This is a genomic window from Streptomyces sp. CA-278952, from assembly GCF_028747205.1.
In the GTDB taxonomy this organism is placed as follows: Bacteria; Actinomycetota; Actinomycetes; order Streptomycetales; family Streptomycetaceae; genus Streptomyces.
This window is the reverse complement of record NZ_CP112880.1, coordinates 422029-437866: the sequence shown is the minus strand read 5'-3', so window position 1 is coordinate 437866 and position 15838 is coordinate 422029. Positions and strand designations below refer to the sequence as shown.

At 76.0% G+C, this 15838-nt stretch carries 14 protein-coding genes; 13 read left to right on the top strand and 1 reads right to left on the bottom strand.

The features are described 5' to 3' along the window. Positions 1-10 precede the first annotated feature (10 nt). Both rpmB and rpsN read left to right on the top strand, forming a co-directional pair. Entirely contained in the window at positions 11-247 is a 237-nt protein-coding gene (rpmB, locus tag N7925_RS01760) for a 50S ribosomal protein L28 (RefSeq protein ID WP_265597712.1), read from the top strand. Then, the gene (gene rpsN, locus N7925_RS01755) at positions 247-552 is read left to right on the top strand and encodes a 30S ribosomal protein S14 (RefSeq protein ID WP_274342797.1); all 306 of its coding nucleotides are present in this window, start codon (positions 247-249) and stop codon (positions 550-552) included. Before rpmB ends, rpsN begins: the two co-directional genes overlap by 1 nt. A gap of 70 nt (positions 553-622) precedes the next feature. Here the strand turns inward: rpsN and N7925_RS01750 are convergent, their stop codons facing one another. Further along, positions 623-1900, bottom strand: a complete 1278-nt coding sequence (locus tag N7925_RS01750; protein WP_265597710.1) for a hypothetical protein — start codon at positions 1898-1900, stop codon at positions 623-625. Between the two features lie 201 nt (positions 1901-2101). Here N7925_RS01750 and N7925_RS01745 point away from each other — a divergent pair, with 201 nt between their 5' ends. From N7925_RS01745 to N7925_RS01695, 11 genes are all read left to right on the top strand, one after another. After that, entirely contained in the window at positions 2102-3088 is a 987-nt protein-coding gene (locus N7925_RS01745; RefSeq protein ID WP_265597709.1) for an ABC transporter substrate-binding protein, read from the top strand. Continuing rightward, the gene (locus tag N7925_RS01740) at positions 3085-4146 is read left to right on the top strand and encodes a FecCD family ABC transporter permease (RefSeq protein WP_265597708.1); all 1062 of its coding nucleotides are present in this window, start codon (positions 3085-3087) and stop codon (positions 4144-4146) included. Before N7925_RS01745 ends, N7925_RS01740 begins: the two co-directional genes overlap by 4 nt. Next, complete coding sequence (locus N7925_RS01735; RefSeq protein WP_265597707.1) at positions 4143-5201, top strand: FecCD family ABC transporter permease; 1059 nt, start codon at positions 4143-4145, stop codon at positions 5199-5201. Before N7925_RS01740 ends, N7925_RS01735 begins: the two co-directional genes overlap by 4 nt. A gap of 122 nt (positions 5202-5323) precedes the next feature. Beyond that, positions 5324-6235 (top strand): ABC transporter ATP-binding protein, encoded by a 912-nt coding sequence (locus N7925_RS01730; RefSeq protein ID WP_331615329.1) that lies wholly within the window; start codon positions 5324-5326, stop codon positions 6233-6235. A 73-nt stretch (positions 6236-6308) separates the two neighbouring features. Then, positions 6309-6443 carry a streptamidine family RiPP gene (amiA, locus tag N7925_RS01725; protein ID WP_007452728.1) on the top strand — a complete coding sequence of 45 codons (135 nt, stop codon included), beginning with the start codon at positions 6309-6311 and terminating at the stop codon, positions 6441-6443. Between the two features lie 175 nt (positions 6444-6618). After that, positions 6619-7650 carry a hypothetical protein gene (locus N7925_RS01720; protein WP_274342796.1) on the top strand — a complete coding sequence of 344 codons (1032 nt, stop codon included), beginning with the start codon at positions 6619-6621 and terminating at the stop codon, positions 7648-7650. Beyond that, complete coding sequence (locus tag N7925_RS01715; protein WP_274342795.1) at positions 7647-9272, top strand: CocE/NonD family hydrolase; 1626 nt, start codon at positions 7647-7649, stop codon at positions 9270-9272. Before N7925_RS01720 ends, N7925_RS01715 begins: the two co-directional genes overlap by 4 nt. Positions 9273-9274: 2 nt before the next feature. Next, on the top strand, positions 9275-10642 hold the full coding sequence (locus tag N7925_RS01710) for a YcaO-like family protein (protein WP_265597704.1): 1368 nt from the start codon (positions 9275-9277) through the stop codon (positions 10640-10642). Positions 10643-10656: 14 nt separating this feature from the next. Then, the gene (locus N7925_RS01705) at positions 10657-12297 is read left to right on the top strand and encodes a nitroreductase (RefSeq protein ID WP_274342794.1); all 1641 of its coding nucleotides are present in this window, start codon (positions 10657-10659) and stop codon (positions 12295-12297) included. Then, complete coding sequence (locus tag N7925_RS01700) at positions 12294-14033, top strand: ABC transporter ATP-binding protein/permease (protein ID WP_274342793.1); 1740 nt, start codon at positions 12294-12296, stop codon at positions 14031-14033. Before N7925_RS01705 ends, N7925_RS01700 begins: the two co-directional genes overlap by 4 nt. Beyond that, positions 14030-15832, top strand: coding sequence for an ABC transporter ATP-binding protein (locus N7925_RS01695; RefSeq protein WP_274342792.1), 1803 nt, complete (start codon positions 14030-14032; stop codon positions 15830-15832). The genes N7925_RS01700 and N7925_RS01695 overlap by 4 nt, the downstream gene beginning before the upstream one ends. Positions 15833-15838 lie beyond the last annotated feature (6 nt).

Sequence of the window (15838 nt, the reverse complement as noted above, 5' to 3'; positions counted from 1 at the left end):
GTAACTTTCCATGTCCGCCCACTGCCAACTGACCGGCTCCAAGCCGGGATTCGGCAACAACATCTCCCACTCGCACCGCCGGACGTCCCGACGGTTCGACCCGAATATCCAGCGCAAGCGGTACTGGCTGCCCGGCGAGGGCCGCTATGTGCGCCTCACGCTGAGTGCTCGGGCCATCAAGGCCGTCGACAGCATCGGCATCGAGGCCGCGGTCGCGCGCATCCGTGCGCGGGGAGGGAAGGTCTGATGGCGAAGAAGAGCAAGATCGCGCGGAACGACCGACGCCGGGAGACCGTCGACCGCTACGCCGCCCGCAGGGCCGAGCTGAAGGAGATCATCCGCCGACCCGGGACGCCGGAGCGCGAACGGATCGCGGCCGTCGAGGAGTTGCGGCGTCAGCCACGCGATGCCAGCGCCACGCGGGTACGCAACCGTGACAGCGTCGACGGCAGGCCCCGGGGGTATCTGCGCAGGTTCGGGCTCTCCCGGGTCCGGATGCGTGAGCAGGCCCACGCGGGGTTCCTGCCGGGAGTGACCAAGTCCTCCTGGTGAAGGTGGTTTGAGCGCCGGGGGGGTGGGTGGTGGTACGGCGCCCCCCGCGCCACCACCCGCGACGCGTCTCTCAGCGGCCGACCGGGTCGGCCTCCGCCCCGTCCCCGGGGGTGAGGAGGGCGAGGTGGCCGCCGTCGTCCAGGGGGGTCGGGACGGTCAGGGTCGTGAGCAGGTCCGCCCGGTCCGCGTCGAAGACGTGGACCTCGCCGTGGCCTCCCCGGCTGACCGCGACCAGGCCCCCGCCGGGTGAGGCGGCGATGGCCCGCCGCTGCACGCCGTCCCAGGGGGTCCCGCCGGACCGGGGCGCGCCGGACATGGCGGGCAGGGGCAGGCGCGCGGCGACCTCCGGGCGGGCTCCGGCGACCGGGGGCACGGTGAGCAGGACGAGTTCGTCGCCGTCCGGGTGGACACGGGTGTACGCGATGTGGCGGGCGGTCACCGCGAGCCGGAAGACCAGTCCGGGGCCCAGGTCCAGCCGGCCCGTGACACCGGTGTCGAGCTGGTGCCACCAGGCGTCGTTGGACCAGTCCGGCCACTGCCCGGGGTCGCCCGGTCCGCCGCGCACGCAGGACCAGAGCATCCGCCGCACGGGGTCGAGCCGCAGGTAGTAACCGCGCCCGCCGGAGCGCCCGCCGGCGGACCAGGACAGGGGGGCCTCGCCGACGAGGTCGTCCCCCTCCCGCCGTGCGCGATGCACCCCGGACCCGGCGGCGGCGAACACCCGGCCGGTGAGCGGGTCGTGGGCGTCGCCGTGCCCGTCGTCGTCCGGCAGCGCGATCCGCCGGACCGGGACCGCCGGAGGGCATGCGGGGGCCGAACGCATCAGATCGCGGTGCCGGTGGATCAGCAGCTCGCCCGGCTCCCGGTGGCGCAGCACCACCAGCGAGGACGGCCCGCCGAGGACCGTGACCCCCGGCTCGCCCGTCCGCCCGCGTACGCGTACGGCGACGGCGCCATCCGGTGCGTCGAGGTCGACGGCCGTCAGGAGCCCGGTCCAGGCCTCCTCGTTGCGGCCGAGGCCGGTGGTCACCGCGAGGTGTCGTCCGCCCGGGTCCGCCGCCAGGTGTTCGGCGGGTACCGCGACCGGTATGCGCCGCCGGACCAGCGGCCGGCCGGCGCCGGGGCCGTAGGGGTCGAGCACCAGCAGCTCGCCCGCCCGGTCGTCGACACAGGCGATGAGGCCGTCCGGCAGTGCGAGGAACCCCGCGTGCTCGGCGAGGTGCCGGTGGTTCAGCTCGGCGCGCTCCGTGCCGTCCGGGAGGTCCAACAGGCTGATCCGGCCGGCGACATGGTCGGAGACCAGCAGGCGCGGCGGTGCGTGGAGTGAGGGGTGCGGGGACTGCGGCATGGCGAACTCCTGCGGGCGGTGGGGTCGTGGGGGCGGCAGGGGCCGGTGGGTTCCGGCGGAGACCGGATGAGGGCCCTGGCCACTTTATTGGAAATGATAATCATGTGTAAGGTTCCGGTTTGTGGCGGGGATCGCTCCCGGGGCTCCGCCGCCTGCTCTGCCGCATCCCCGGGACCGCACAGGAACGTTGAGGGACCGTCGATGCCACGAACCGCGCTGAGAGTCCGCCGCTGGGCCGCGATCGCCGTACTGGGAGGCCTGCTGGCCGGCTGCGGAACCGGGGAGGCCGACACCGGTGGACCGGCGGTCGCTCCGGGGAACGGGGCCGACGGCCGTACGAGCACGCAGGTGCGGCCCATCGAGGCCGCCACCCGGATCACCGACGCCAAGGGCGTCACGGTCTCCCTGCCGAAGCCGCCGGAGAAGATCGTCTGCCTGGTCGCCCTCTGCGACGACATCCTCGTCGAGCTGGGCATGACCCCCACCGCCACCAACTCCCAGGTGCTGGCGCACCCGGAGTTCCTGGGCGAGAAGAAGGCCGCGGAGATACCGGTGGTGCCCGGCGGCTTCCTCAGCCCCGAGGTCGAGGCGATCCTGTCCCACCGGCCCGACCTGGTGATCGGCCTGGAGGACACGCACGGCAAGCTGGCCCCCGCGCTGAAGGGCGCCACGACGTTCTGGCCGGTCCAGCCCGGATCCTGGCAGGACAGCGTCGGCTACCTGCGGGACCTGGCGGCGCTCACCGGCCGCACCGAGCAGGGCGAGACGGCGGAGAAGACCTTCCGCGCCCGCCTGGCGCAGGCGGAGAAGGCGAAGAGCGACAAGACCGCGCTGATCGTCTACGGCAGCGACGAGAACTTCGGCGTGGCCACCCCGGAGTCCGACGTGGCGGCCGGGCTGTTCCCCAAGATCTCCCACTACCCCTGGAAGAGCAGGGGCGTCGACGGCACTTACAGCCTGGAGGAGATCCTCGCCCGGGACGTCGACGTCCTGTTCGTGGAAACGCTGTCGTTCGGCGCGCCGGACGGCAAGCTCTCCGACAAGCTGGCGAAGAACCCCCTCTGGTCACGCATCCCGGCCGTGCGGAACGGCAAGGTCATCGAGGTCGACTCCGAGGTGTGGGCCAAGGGGCGCGGCACCCGCTCCCTCGGCGTCGTCCTCGACGAGGCGACGGCCGCACTGCGATGAGGCGTCCGCCCGTGGCGCCGCTCTGCCTGGGGGCGGCGGCCCTGGCGGGCGCGGTCTGCGCGCTCAGCCTGGGCACGCCGTACGTCCCGCCCGCCAGGCTCCCGGCCACGCTGGGGGCCGACGAGCTCGCGGGGCTCGTCGTCACCGAACTACGGCTGCCCCGCATGGTGCTGGCGCTCATCGCCGGGGCCTGCCTGGGCGCCGCCGGCCTCGTTCTCCAGGAGGCCCTGCGCAACCCGCTGGCCGTGCCCGAGATGCTGGGAGTCTCCTCCGGGGCCGCCCTGGGCGTCGCCGCACCGCTGGTCCTGGCCCTGGCCGTCCCCCTCGGACTCCAACCGTTCCTCGCCCTGGCGGGGGCGGCGCTCGGCGGACTGCTCACCCTGGTCGCCGCCGGATTCGGGCGGAGCCCCTCGGCCGTCCTGCTGACCGGAGCCGCCGTCGCCGCCGCACTCCAGGCGGCACTGCTCGTGCTCATGGTGATGGCCGACCAGCTCGACCTCCAGCTCATCTACCGCTATCTGCTGGGCAGTCTGTCGGCCCGGACCTGGGACGACGTCACCGGTCTGCTGCCGTGGCTCGCCGTGGCCGTCCCGGCGCTGGTGCTGTGCGTGCCGGTGCTCGGTGTGCTGCGCCTCGGCGACGACGACGCCCGTGCGCTGGGCGTACGCGTCGAACGCGCACGGGTCGCCGCGCTGGGCATCGCCGTCGTCCTCATCGCCCCCGTCGTCGCGGTCTGCGGACCGGTCGCCTGGGTCGGCTTCCTCGCCCCCCACCTCGCCCGCCGGCTCCGCCCGGACGGCGGCGCGGCCGGGTGGCTCGTCCGGTCCGCCGCGTGCGGCGCGATCGTCGTGCTCTGTGCCGACCAGCCGGCCCGGCTGGCGCTCGCCCCGGTCGAGACGCCCGTCGGCGCCTGGACCGCCCTGGTCGGGGTGCCGGTCGGGGTCGTGCTGCTGAAGCGGGGGAGACGGCCCGCCCGGGACCGGGGGCCCGTGCTCCCGTCCCTGCCGGGGGCTCCGCCGGACCTGCCCACTCCCGTTCTGCGGAAGGCGGAACGATGACGCTCATCGACACCGTGCCCGGACCGTCCCGTCGGGTCCTGCGCGCACCGGGCGTCCGGATGGGCGGCCTGGCGCTGCTCGTCGCCGCGGTGGCCTGCGCCGACCTGTTCGCCGGCCGGGGCGTCACTCCCGAAGGCGTCCGGGCCGTGCTGCTCGGCGGCAGCGACGACCCCACCGCCGAGCACATCGTGCTCCAACTGCGGTTGCCCCGGCTGCTGGTGGCCCTGGTCGCCGGGGCCTGCCTCGGGGTGGCCGGGCTCGTGCTCCAGTCGGCCCTGCGCAACCCGCTGGCCGGGCCCGAGGTCACCGGCGTCACTCCCGGTGCGGTGCTCGGCGCGGTCGCCGCGACCGGCCTCGGCCTCGCGGGCTGGGAATCCCCCACGGCCGTGGTCGTGGCGGCCTGCCTCGGCGGCTTCGCCGGGGCGGGGCTGCTGTGGCTGCTCGCCGGGCGGGAGCGGGGCGATCCGGAACAGACAGCCGTGTACGGGGTCCTCGTGTCGGCGGTGCTGGCCGGGCTCACCGCGGTCGTTCTCCTGGTGGCCCCCGGCGAACTCGGCAGCGTGGTCCAGTGGTTGATCGGTTCCACCGAGGGCCGGGTGTGGCAGCACTGGAATCTGCTCTGGCCGTGGGCCGCCTTCTGGGGCGCGGCGGCCTGGCTGCTCGCCGGGCCGCTGACCCTGTTGCGCTGCGGCGACGAACAGGCCTCTGCCGCGGGGCTGGCCACCGGCCGGGGCCGGGGCGCGGCGCTCGTCTGCGCCGTTGCGCTGACGGCCGGTGCCGTGTCGGCCGTGGGCGCGCTCGGCTTCGTGGGGCTGCTGGTGCCCCATCTGGCGCTGGCCGTCTTCGGGGCCGATCTGCGCATCACCCTCCCGGGGGCCGCGCTGCTGGGCGCTGCGGTGGTGTGCGGGGCGGACGCCGCCGCCCAGTTGCTGTCCCGGCTGCTGGTCATCGCGCTCGACGCGGACCGGCTGACCCTTCCGGTCGGCGCCCTGACCACCTTCGTGGGGGCGGGGCTGCTGATGGTCGTGGCGCGACGACGGGCGGACGAGCGATGACGGAGAGCGGTACGCGGACGGGACGCGTCGATGGCGGCATCGGCGCGGGCATCGGCGTCGGCGTCGGCATCGATCGACGCCGACGCCGACGGAAGTGGAGGACAACGGATGAGGAGGGTGACATGCCCGAAGGCCTGACCGGACAAGTGGAGCCGAGCCCGGTGGAGGCGGCCGGGCCGGAAGCGGAAGCGGAACCGTGCGCGGTGCCCGGCCCCGAGGTCGTCCGGGCGGAGGGGCTGACCTTCGGCTACCCCGGACGCATGGTCCTGCGCGGGGTGGACCTGAGCGTCCGCGCCGGCGAACTGGTCGCGCTGATCGGGCTGAACGGCTGCGGCAAGAGCACCTTCCTCAAGCTCGCCGCCGGACTGCTCACCCCGAGCGGCGGGCGCGTCCTGCTCGAAGGCGACGACGTGGCGCGGCTGCCCCGCCGCACCGCCGCCCGGCGCGTCGCCCTGCTCCATCAGTCGGCGCCCGCCGTGCCGGGACTGACCGTGCGCCAACTCGTGCGTCAGGGGCGCTATGCCGCCCGGGGGCCACTCGGGATGCTGCGGGAGGGGGACGACGAGGTGACGTCGCGGGCGCTCGCCGACGTCGGCGTCACCGCCTGGGCCGACCGGCCGGTGGACGCGCTGTCCGGAGGCGAACGCCAGCGGGTCCGGCTGGCCATGGCGCTGGCCCAGGACGCCCGCGTGCTCTTCCTGGACGAGCCGACCACCTATCTCGATCTGCGGCACCAACTGGAGGTGCTCCAGACGGTCGTACGGCTGCGCGCGGAACGCCGGCTGACGGTGGTGATGGTGCTGCACGACCTCAACCACGCCGCGCGGTTCGCCGATCGGATCGTCGCGTTGCGCGAGGGCCGCGTCGCCGCCGACGGGCCTCCGGCCGAGGTGGTCACCCGGCGTCTGCTGGCCGAAGTCCTCGGCGTGGAGGGCCGGGTGGGGGTCGACAGCGAGGGCGGGTGGCCCGTCTGTTACCCAGATCACCCTCTCGATCCGCTCCAACTATTGCGGAATGAAAATCATATTCATTAGTGTCTGTGCTGCGGCACGCACCGGCGCCGCGATCGAAACGACCATCCGATCCTTCCGAATGGAGACTCAACTCATGGAGAACAACAAGGTGTTCAGCCCGATCGCCGACCAGGGCCAGCTCGCGCACCTCTCCGCCACCCACTCGAACGCCCTCGTCGAGAACCCCTTCGACGACGCCGTCGAGGCCGACACCGCGGCCGAGAAGTAGGCGACGCCTGCCGCTGACGGCAGGTTCCCCGCGTGGTGCGGGGGCGGGCCCGCCCGGTGACATCCCGGGCGGGCCCGCCCCGTTCACCCCCGTGCAGTCCCGTCCGGCCCTGTCCAGCACCGTCCAGTTCCGAACGTCCCGTCCACGCTTCCCGCTTCCCGCTTCGGAGGATTCCGTGACCCGCAGTCGACTCGCTCCCGGCATCGGGATCGTCACCGTCCCCGGTGAAGCCCCCGTGCTCCGGACCTCCGGAGGGGAGTTCCTGCGCATCGACACCGGTGGCGTCGCAGGCGAAGCCCTGGTGCGCCGACTGGCGGGGGAGGAGGGGGCGCCGGACGAGGACACGCCGGTCGGGGGTGGACGCCCCGCCGAACTCGCCCGGCTCGTCGAGGCGTTCGAGACGGGCGGGTACGCGGTGTCCGCCCCGCCCCGGGCCCGGCTCGCCGGTCGCACCGTCCATGTCCTCGGCGACCCCGTGCTCGCCGAGCCGCTGGCACGCTGCGCCGGAGCGGAGGGCGCCGAGGTCCACCGGATCACCCCGGACCGTGTTGCGGAGCTCGCTCGGGCGGCCCCGGACCACCGCACCGAAGGGCGCGTCGCCGTGGTGTGGTGCCTCGACTCGCCCGTGCCCGAAGGGCTTTGGGACACCGCGGACCTGCTGCCCGGGCGGCGCGTCGCCTGGCTGCGCTGCCACCGCGAGGGCGCCCACGGCTGGACCGAACCCCTTGCCGCGGCCCCGGGAGACGTCACCTCCCGTCACGTCAGGCTCCGCAGACTCGCGGCCACCCCCGCCCATCGCGAACTCGCCGCGTACTGGGCCGGACACCGGACCCCCGACACCGGGCCGCACCCCACCGAAGCCTCCGCCGCCCTGATCGCCGCGCTCCTCACCGCCGATCTGCTCGCCTGGGCCGAAGCCGAAGCCGAAGCCGAAGCCGAAGCCGAAGCCGAAGCCGAAGCCGAAGCCGAAGCCGTGGCGCGGGCCGGTACCGAAGCCGAGACCGTGGCGCGGGCCGATACCGGGACGAGCCGGGCGACCGTTCTCCCGGTGCGCCGCCGGCTGCGCCGGATCGACCTGCGCGATCTCACCTTCACCGAGCACCCCGTGCTCCCCGTCCCGGACGTCGCGCCCCTGCCCGCCCCGACGCCGGCGCGCGCCGGGGCCAGGGCCGGAGCCGGAGCCGGGACAGCCAAGGCGCGCCCGTGAACACCACCCGCACCGTGTACGTCCCCACGCCGGACGGCACCGCGCTCGCCACCGACGTATGTCTCCCGGACGGCACCCGCCCCGTTCCTTCCGTCCTGATCAGAACCCCCTACGGGCGCGACGCCCACCGCGCCGAGCTGCGCGGCTGGGCGGCGCACGGATTCGCCGCCCTCGCCCAGGACGTTCGCGGCCGCCACGGCTCACCGGGGGAGTGGCACCCCTACCGGGGCCACGAGACAGTGGACGGCGCGGCCACCGTCGCCTGGGCGCGCGCACAGGAGTGGAGCAACGGTGAGGTCGTCGCCGTCGGCGCCTCCTACGCCGCGTACTGCGCCCTCGTCACCGCACTCGCCGCCCGCGACACTGCCCGCGACACGGCCGGTGAGGCCGCCCGCGATCCCGGACCCGGCGCCGACGACCTCGATCGCGACGGAGTGCCCGACGCCGTCATCGCCGCTGTCCCCGCGCTCGGACTCGCCGAGACGGCGCGGGAGCCCGGCGGGCCCGAGCGGCTGTGGGCCCGGGCCGGCTGGTGGGCGGCCCATGGCGACCGTCGCGACTCCGACCCGGACGCGTTGGCCCGCGCTCTGGCGGACGACCCCCGGCTGCTCGAACACCTCCCGGTCGCCCGCCTCGCGGAGCGGCTGGCCGAGGGCCTGGGGCGCGAACTGCCGTCCTGGCCCGGCCTCTGGGCCGGCCGAGGGCGAGGCCGACTCGTCGCGCTGGCCCCCACCGCACGCCTTCCGCTGCTCGCCGTCGGCGGCACCCGTGACCCCTTCGCCGAGGACACCGTGGCCCTGTGGCGCGGCTGGGGCGGACCGTCCCGCCTGCTGCTCGGGCCCTGGGGCCACCGTCTCACCGCCGACCCGGCCGCGCCGCCCCGCGCACGCGTCAACCTCGGTGTGCTGTACGTACGGTGGGCCCGCGCGGCGCTCGCCGGGCGACTGGAGCCGACGCGGCACGGTGTCATCGCCCTCGGCGACAGCGGCCGCTGGCGCAGCGCCCCCGGATCGACGGTCACTCCCGACGCCACCCCACTGGACCGGCCGGAGACGGAGTGCCGGTGGCCCTTCGGCTCGCCCACCGGTCTGCGGCTGCTCCACGGAGCCGAGTTCAGCGCCGACCCGGACCGCCCCGTGCGCTCCGACGACCTCGCCGTCCCGGCCGACGGCGACCGTGCCGACCGCTGCCTGCTCCTCTCACCCCCGCTGCCCCGCCCGCTCGACCTGGCCGGAGCCGCCGTCGCCCGGATCAACGTCACGGCCGACACGCCCAGCGCCGACTGGGCCGTACGCCTGACCGCGCTCGACCCGTCCGGCCATGCCGATCCGCTCGCCTTCGGCATCGTCCGGCGCACCGGGCCGCCCGGCGAGGCCGCGGACATCACCGTGCCGCTCGGCACGCTGGGTCGCCGACTGCCCGCCGGGACCCGGTTGCGCGCGGAGATCGCCGGACACCACTTCCCCGCCCACGCCCGTAACCCGCACACCGGGGAGGACCCGGTCACCGCCACTCGGCTCGCCCCGTCCCGCCGCACCGTGGACTCCCGGGGCAGCGCCCTCCACCTGCCCGTCGTCGCCCGACGCCGCTACGTCGAGCCCGCACCGGAGATATGCCGTTGACCATGACCAGCGCCCTGCCCATCGAAGCCCTCGTCGATCCCGTCAGCGGGATCATCCGCGACGTCGCACCCGTCGAGCACCCCACCGGTGCGCCGCCCCGCTACACCGCGATGACCGCCGACGTCTCCGACGCCCGCCGCCTCGGCGCCTGGCCCGCCGACCGCGTCTCTCTCGGCACCACGTTCGGCGACCACCGGGGTGCCTGGATCGCCGCGGTGGCCGAGGCCGTCGAGCGCTACTGCGGCAACCGGCTCCCCCCGCCCGGCCACCCCCAGGAGCCCCGCCGGGCCACCGCCGCAGAGCTGACCGCCGAGGGCCACCGCGTCTACGGGCCCGGCGCCCTGCCGACGTACGCCCGCTGGCAGTACAGCCGCCCGGGATTCCCGTATGAGGAACTCACGTCCGACACACCGGCGTTGTGGACCCGGGCCATCGAGGACGGACGGCCGTGCTGGGCCCCCGTCGCGCTGACCCACCTCAACTGGCGGCAGGGCGACCTGCGTTCGCTGCCCCGCACCCACCACCTCAACTACGCGGGCATCGCCACCGGGCAGGGCCTCGACGACGCCGCCGAGCGCGGGCTCCTCGAAGTCGTCGAGCGCGACGCCCTGGAGCTGTGGTGGCACCTGGACGGGCCCACCCGGGGCATCGACCCGGCGAGCGTCCCCGGGCTCACCGAGGACCTGGCCGGCTGCGAGCTGGACGTGCACATCGTGGAGATGCCCTCCGAGTTCGCCCCCTGTGTGGCGGCCCTCGTGCACGATCCCGGGCGCGGTATATACGCGGCCGGGTTCGCCTGCCGGTACGACCCGGCGGAGGCGGCCCGCAAGGCCGTCCTCGAGGCCGTGCACACCTGGGTGTTCACCCAGGGCGCGGTGGACGCCGACGGCTGGGTGTACCGGGCGGTCGAAGCCGGGATGCTCGCCCGTGGCCTCTACCTCGACCACCGTGCCGACCGGCGGTATCTCGACGACTGCGGGCCCGAGTTCGCCGCTGTGCGGGACCTCGGGGCCCATGTCCAGGTCTGGCTGGACGACCGGATGTCCCCGCTCGCCCGCCGCTTCACCGAACCCGCCCTCGGCACGGTCCCGGTCACCGCGATCGCCCCCGGCGGCCGCACCGCGCTCGACGCGGCGCTCGCCGCCGGAGGGCACCGGGTGATCACCGCCGACCTCACGACGGAGGACGTCGCCGAGACGACCCTGCGCGTCGCCCGCGTCCTGGTCTCCGGGCTGATCCCCAACGCACCGGCCGCCTTCGGCTACTTCGGCTGTCCGCGCCTCGCGGACGCGGCGCTCACCCGGGGCTGGCGAACCCGACCGCCCACCGCGCCGGGGGACTTCACCCTCGCCCCGCCCCCGCACATGTGAAGGAGCGCGCCGCCATGCCCGACACCCCGGCCCGGACCGCCGCCGCCGACTCCGGGACGCGCCCCGCGTCCGGCCTGCTGCGCCGGGCCCTCGCGGATGTCCGCTCCTGGCGTGCGCCGGGCCTCGTCCCGTACGTCCCCGAGCGTCCGTTCCCCTGGCCCGGGACCGGGCTGCCGTTGGCCGGGGACGAGGTCCGGAACGGGGCGGTTTCCGGGGCCGGGGGCCGGGCCGAGCTCGACCTCGACCGTGTCCTGCGGCTCTCGCTGGCCGCGCCCGCCGGCACCCCCGGCCGACTGCGGCCCGTGCCCTCGGCGGGAGGCCTGCACCCGGTGCGCGCGCACCTGCTGGCCGGGCCCGGATGTTCGCTGCCGCCCGGGCGCTACGCCTACGACCCGCTCGCCCACCGTGCCCACCCGCGCGGCCCGGCCCCCGACGGCGTACCCCCGGGCGTCCTCGTCGTCCTCACCGTGGCCGCGTCCCGGACCGTCGCGCATTACGGCCACCGGGCCTGGCCGCTCCTGCTGCTGGACACCGGCCACGCCGCCGCGGCCCTGGCGCTGGCCGGACCCCCGGCAGCCGACGTACTGGTCTGCCTCGACGCGGACGCCGCCCTCCTCTCCGCCGCCGCCGGACTGCCCTCGGCTCCCCACTGGCCGGACGCCTGGCCCGGCTCCGAACCGGAACTGCCGCTCGCGGTAGTCGGGTTGGCGCCCGTGGGCGTGATCGCCTGCGCCCCCGGGGCGCTGATCGCCTGGGTCGGCCCGACGCGTACCGGAACCCCGACGCCGCGACCCGGCGCGGAGCCCACCCCGCCCCGTGAACTCGCGGCGACGCTCCGCCTGTTGCACCACATCTCGGCATCCCCCGAGCTGCCCGGCGGCATCTGGCACCCGGCCACCCGTCCGGGGCCGGTGACCGACATGGCCCTGGAAGCGCGCAGGAGCGCCCCGCCCGACGACCTGAACCACCCGCCCGGCGAGGAACAGCTCGCCCGGCTCCTGACCACAGCCGGGACAGCGCGGCCCGACGGACCCGCCTGGACCGCGGCGATCGGTGGTGGTGACCCGGCCCTGTACGCGAAGGCTCCCGGCAGCAGGGGACTCGACGTCCGCGCCTCCGGGGACGCGCGTCCCACCCTTGCCCACTGGGCCGCGGGGCAGCAGTGGATCGGTGGCGCGGGCGCGGTGCTCCTCGCCCACGGCTGCCCCGGGGACGCCCCGCCGGCCGCGGTGCGCACCGCCCACCTCGCCGCCGGGTACGCGGCAGGAGCCGTCCAGGTCCACGCCACCGCGCTCGGCCTGCCCTCCCGGCCCATCGGCTCCTGGCAGCGGGCGGACCTGGGCGCGGCGCTCGGCGAGGCCCCCGGACGCGACTGGATCGTGCACGGCCTCGCGGTGGGAGCGCCCCCACCGCCGGGCCCCGTCGACCCGGGCTTCGCCCGGCGCCCAACGACGGCCGAAACACCACCCGCCTCAACACCACCCGCCTCAACGCCACCCGACCCGGCGAGCCCAACGCCACCCGCCCCCACATCACTCGCCCCCGCGCCCCCCGACCCAGCGAGCCCGGCGCCCGCCGCCCCGACGGCACCCGACCCAGCGCCCCCGACAAGCGCCGCCCCGGCGGCTCCGCCCGGCGAGGAAGAACGCCCATGATGCTCCACCCCGAACTCCTGCGCGCCGCGAACACCGCGCGCCGCCCGCTCGGCCTCGCCACCGCACTGCTCGCGGCGGTCGCCGCCACCCACCTCGCCCAGGCGGTTCTGCTCGCCCTCGTGCTCGCCCGGATCGCCCGGGGGGAGACGGCCGCCCTCACCCCCCTGCTCACCGGCGTCATCGCCGTCGTCCTGGTCCGCGCCGGGCTCGGCCGCGCCCAGCGCCTGACCGCCGTCACGGCGGGAGCCGCCGTACGGGTCAGGCTGCGCGACACCCTGCTGGAGCGGCTCGGCGCACTCGGCCCCCCCGCGATCACCGGCGCGCGCGCCGGAGCCGTGCGCGCCACGCTGGTGGACGGCGTCGAGGGCGTCGACGCGTACGTCTCGCGCTACCTGCCCCAAGCGCTCATCACCTGCGCCGTTCCACCGCTGCTGCTCGTCGCCGTCGCCCTCGTCGAGCCGTACGCGGCGCTCGCCCTCGGCCCCGCCCTGCTGCTCGCCCTGTTCGGGCCGCGCTGGTGGGACCGGCTGCTCGCGCGGCGGGGCAAGGAGCACTGGGACTCCTACGAAGCCCTCGCCGCCGACTACCTGGAGGCGCTCCAGGGGATGCCGACCCTGCGCGCCACCGGTGCGGTGGGCCGCGTACGGGAACGGCTGGAGCGGCGGTCATCCGCCCTGCACCGGACCACCGTCGCCAAACTCCGGGTCTCGCTCGTCGACACCGGCCTCACCGACCTGGCCGTCCAGGGCGGCACCGCCGCCGCCGTCCTCGTGGCGTGCTCGTCGGCGGCCACCGGCCGTACCGCCGCCACCGGCACCTACCTCCTTCTCCTCCTCGCCTCCGAATGCTTCCGCCCCGTCCGCGACCTCTCCCGCGAGTGGCACGCGGGCTACCTCGGAGTGTCCGCCGCCGACGGAATCGCCGCCCTGCGCACCGCCGAGGCCGCCGTGCCGGACCGGGGCACCCTGGCCGCCGCCTGGGAGAGCCCACCCGAAATCCGTTTCGAGGACGTGCGCTTCACCCACCCGGGGAGCAAGCTGCCCGCCCTCGACGGCGTCACCTTCACCGCCGCCCCCGGGCGCACCACAGCCGTCGTCGGTCCGTCCGGCGCGGGAAAGTCGACCCTGCTGAGCCTGCTGCTGAGGCAACGGGACCCGGACAGCGGCAGCCTCACCGTCGCCGGGGCGGCCACCGCCGCGTACACCCTCGCCTCCCTGCGCCGGGGCATCGCCGTCGTCTCGCAGGACACCTACCTCTTCCACGCCACGATCGCGGAGAACCTGCGGATCGCCCGCCCGGCCGCCACCGACGAACAACTGCGCGCCGCCGCCCGCGCCGCCGGGATCGACCAGGAGATCGCCCGGATGCCGCACGGTTACGCCACCCTCGTCGGCGAACGCGGCGCCACGCTCTCCGGTGGGCAGCGCCAACGACTCGCCCTCGCACGGGCGTTGCTGGCCGACGCCCCTGTCCTGATCCTGGACGAGGCCACCAGCGCGGTCGACGAACGCGGCCAGGCCCGCATCGTGCGGGAACTGTCGGCGGCCGGCCGCGGCCGCACCTGCGTCGTCGTAGCCCACCGGCTCGACGCCGTACGCCACGCCGACCACATCGTCGTCCTCGACGCGGGCCGTGTCGCCGCGGCGGGCGACCACACCACCCTGCTCGCGGGCGGCGGCGTGTACGCCTCGCTCGTCGCGGCAGGACGCACCGCACAGGAGGAGCGCGCCGCATGACCCCGACCTCGGCCCCGGCCGGCCCTGCCCGTTCCCCCGGTCCCGCCCCCACCGACGACGCCGAGACCGGCGCCCTGCGTTCGCTCCTCCCGGTCCTCGGCGCGCACCGCGCCACCGTCCTGCGCACCTGCCTGGCCGCCCTCGTCGACCAGGCGGCCCTGGTCGCCCTCGTGACCCTCGCCGCGTACACGGTGGGCACGGCCGTGACGGAGCACCGCCCACCCTCCCCGGGGGCCGTCGCCGTCCTGATCGGGCTGGTCCTGCTCCGGGCGCTGGCCACCTGGCGGGAGATGGACCTCTCGCACGACCTCGCCTACCGGGTCCTCGCCGAACTGCGCGTCCGGGTCTTCGACGGGCTGGCCCGCAGTGCCCCCGCCCGGATCGCGGGCCGGCGCAGCGGCGACCTCGCGGCCACCGCGCTCGGGGACGTCGAAGCACTGGAGTTCTTCTACGCACACGCCATCGCCCAACTCCTCGCCTCCGGCGTGGTCTTCGCGGTGTCGGCCGCTGTGCTGGCGGCCCTCGGCCCCTGGCTGCTGCTCGCCGTCGTGCCCGCCGCACTCCTCCTGGTCTGGTCGCCCCTGTTCGAGGCGCGCGGCCGGGCCGAACGCGGGGCGAGGACCCGGAGTGCGCTCGCCGAGGTGTCGTCCGAGACCGTGGAGAGCGTCGACGGACTGCGCGAACTCCTGATGACGGGGGCGCTGAACCGCAGGAGGGCCCGGCTCCGGTCCGCCGGACGCCGGCTCGCCCGCGCCCAGCGCGCCGAACAGTCCTGGGAGACCGGTGCGGGAGCCACCCGCGACCTGCTGGTCGTCGCCGCCGTCATCGGGGTCGTCGCGGCCGCCGCCCACGCCGCGTCCGCCGGACGTCTGGAGGGGGCGTGGGCCCCGGCCGCCATGGCACTCGCCCTGGGAGCTTTGGCCCCGGTCGCCGAATCGGCGGCCGCACTCGGCCGGGCCGGGGGCCTGCGCGCCGCCGCCGCCCGGGTCCGGGCCGCCGTGCACGCCCCCGCCGGAGCCCCCGCTCCCACCGCCCCCCGCCCCGTGCCGCCGGGACCGCTCGGCCTGCGGCTGCGCGGAGTCCGGTTCGGCTACGGCGGAGAGGCCGTGCTGGACGGCCTCGACCTGACGGTCCGGCCGGGTGAGACCGTGGCCCTCGTCGGAGCGTCCGGGGCGGGCAAGTCGACCTGCGCACACCTCCTGGCGCGCTACTGGGACCCCGAGGCCGGCGCCGTGGAGCTGGTGCCCCCCGCCCCGGCCGGCCCCGTGGACCTGCGGGACCTCACCGAGGAGGACCTGCGCGCCGCCGTGTCCGTGGTGGGGCAGGAAGCCCCGCTCTTCCACGGCACCCTCGCCGAGAACCTCCGCCTGGGCAGTCCGGACGCCACGGCGGACGAACTGGGCGCGGCGATCCGGATCTGCGGCATCGCCCCCATCGTCGAGGCCCTGCCCGACGGTCCGGACACGGCCGTCGGCGAGCGCGGCGCGACCCTGTCCGGCGGCCAGCGCGCCCGGGTGGCCCTGGCCCGCGGGCTGCTGAGCGGTCCGCGCGTACTCGTCCTGGACGAGACGACGGCCCATCTGGACCACCGGGGCGACGCGGAACTGTCCCGGGCGCTCGCGGCCGACTCCGCCACCCGGACGACCCTGGTGATCGCCCACCGCCCGGCGACGGTCCGCAGGGCCGACCGGATCGCGGTCCTGGACGGCGGGCGCATCGTCGAGGAGGGCACCTGGGACCAGCTGATCCGGGCCGGCGGCCCGCTGGCCCGCCTCTTCGCCGGCGAGGAAAGTCCTTGAGGGCAG

Coding starts and splice junctions, on each gene's coding strand:
- rpmB (WP_265597712.1), top strand. CDS start 11: ATGTCCGCCCACTGCCAACTGACCGGCTCCAAGCCGGGATTCGGCAAC.
- N7925_RS01705 (WP_274342794.1), top strand. CDS start 10,657: ATGCCCGACACCCCGGCCCGGACCGCCGCCGCCGACTCCGGGACGCGC.
- N7925_RS01735 (WP_265597707.1), top strand. CDS start 4,143: ATGACGCTCATCGACACCGTGCCCGGACCGTCCCGTCGGGTCCTGCGC.
- N7925_RS01700 (WP_274342793.1), top strand. CDS start 12,294: ATGATGCTCCACCCCGAACTCCTGCGCGCCGCGAACACCGCGCGCCGC.
- N7925_RS01745 (WP_265597709.1), top strand. CDS start 2,102: ATGCCACGAACCGCGCTGAGAGTCCGCCGCTGGGCCGCGATCGCCGTA.
- N7925_RS01730 (WP_331615329.1), top strand. CDS start 5,324: ATGCCCGAAGGCCTGACCGGACAAGTGGAGCCGAGCCCGGTGGAGGCG.
- N7925_RS01750 (WP_265597710.1), bottom strand. CDS start 1,900: ATGCCGCAGTCCCCGCACCCCTCACTCCACGCACCGCCGCGCCTGCTG.
- N7925_RS01710 (WP_265597704.1), top strand. CDS start 9,275: ATGACCAGCGCCCTGCCCATCGAAGCCCTCGTCGATCCCGTCAGCGGG.
- N7925_RS01695 (WP_274342792.1), top strand. CDS start 14,030: ATGACCCCGACCTCGGCCCCGGCCGGCCCTGCCCGTTCCCCCGGTCCC.
- N7925_RS01740 (WP_265597708.1), top strand. CDS start 3,085: ATGAGGCGTCCGCCCGTGGCGCCGCTCTGCCTGGGGGCGGCGGCCCTG.
- amiA (WP_007452728.1), top strand. CDS start 6,309: ATGGAGAACAACAAGGTGTTCAGCCCGATCGCCGACCAGGGCCAGCTC.
- rpsN (WP_274342797.1), top strand. CDS start 247: ATGGCGAAGAAGAGCAAGATCGCGCGGAACGACCGACGCCGGGAGACC.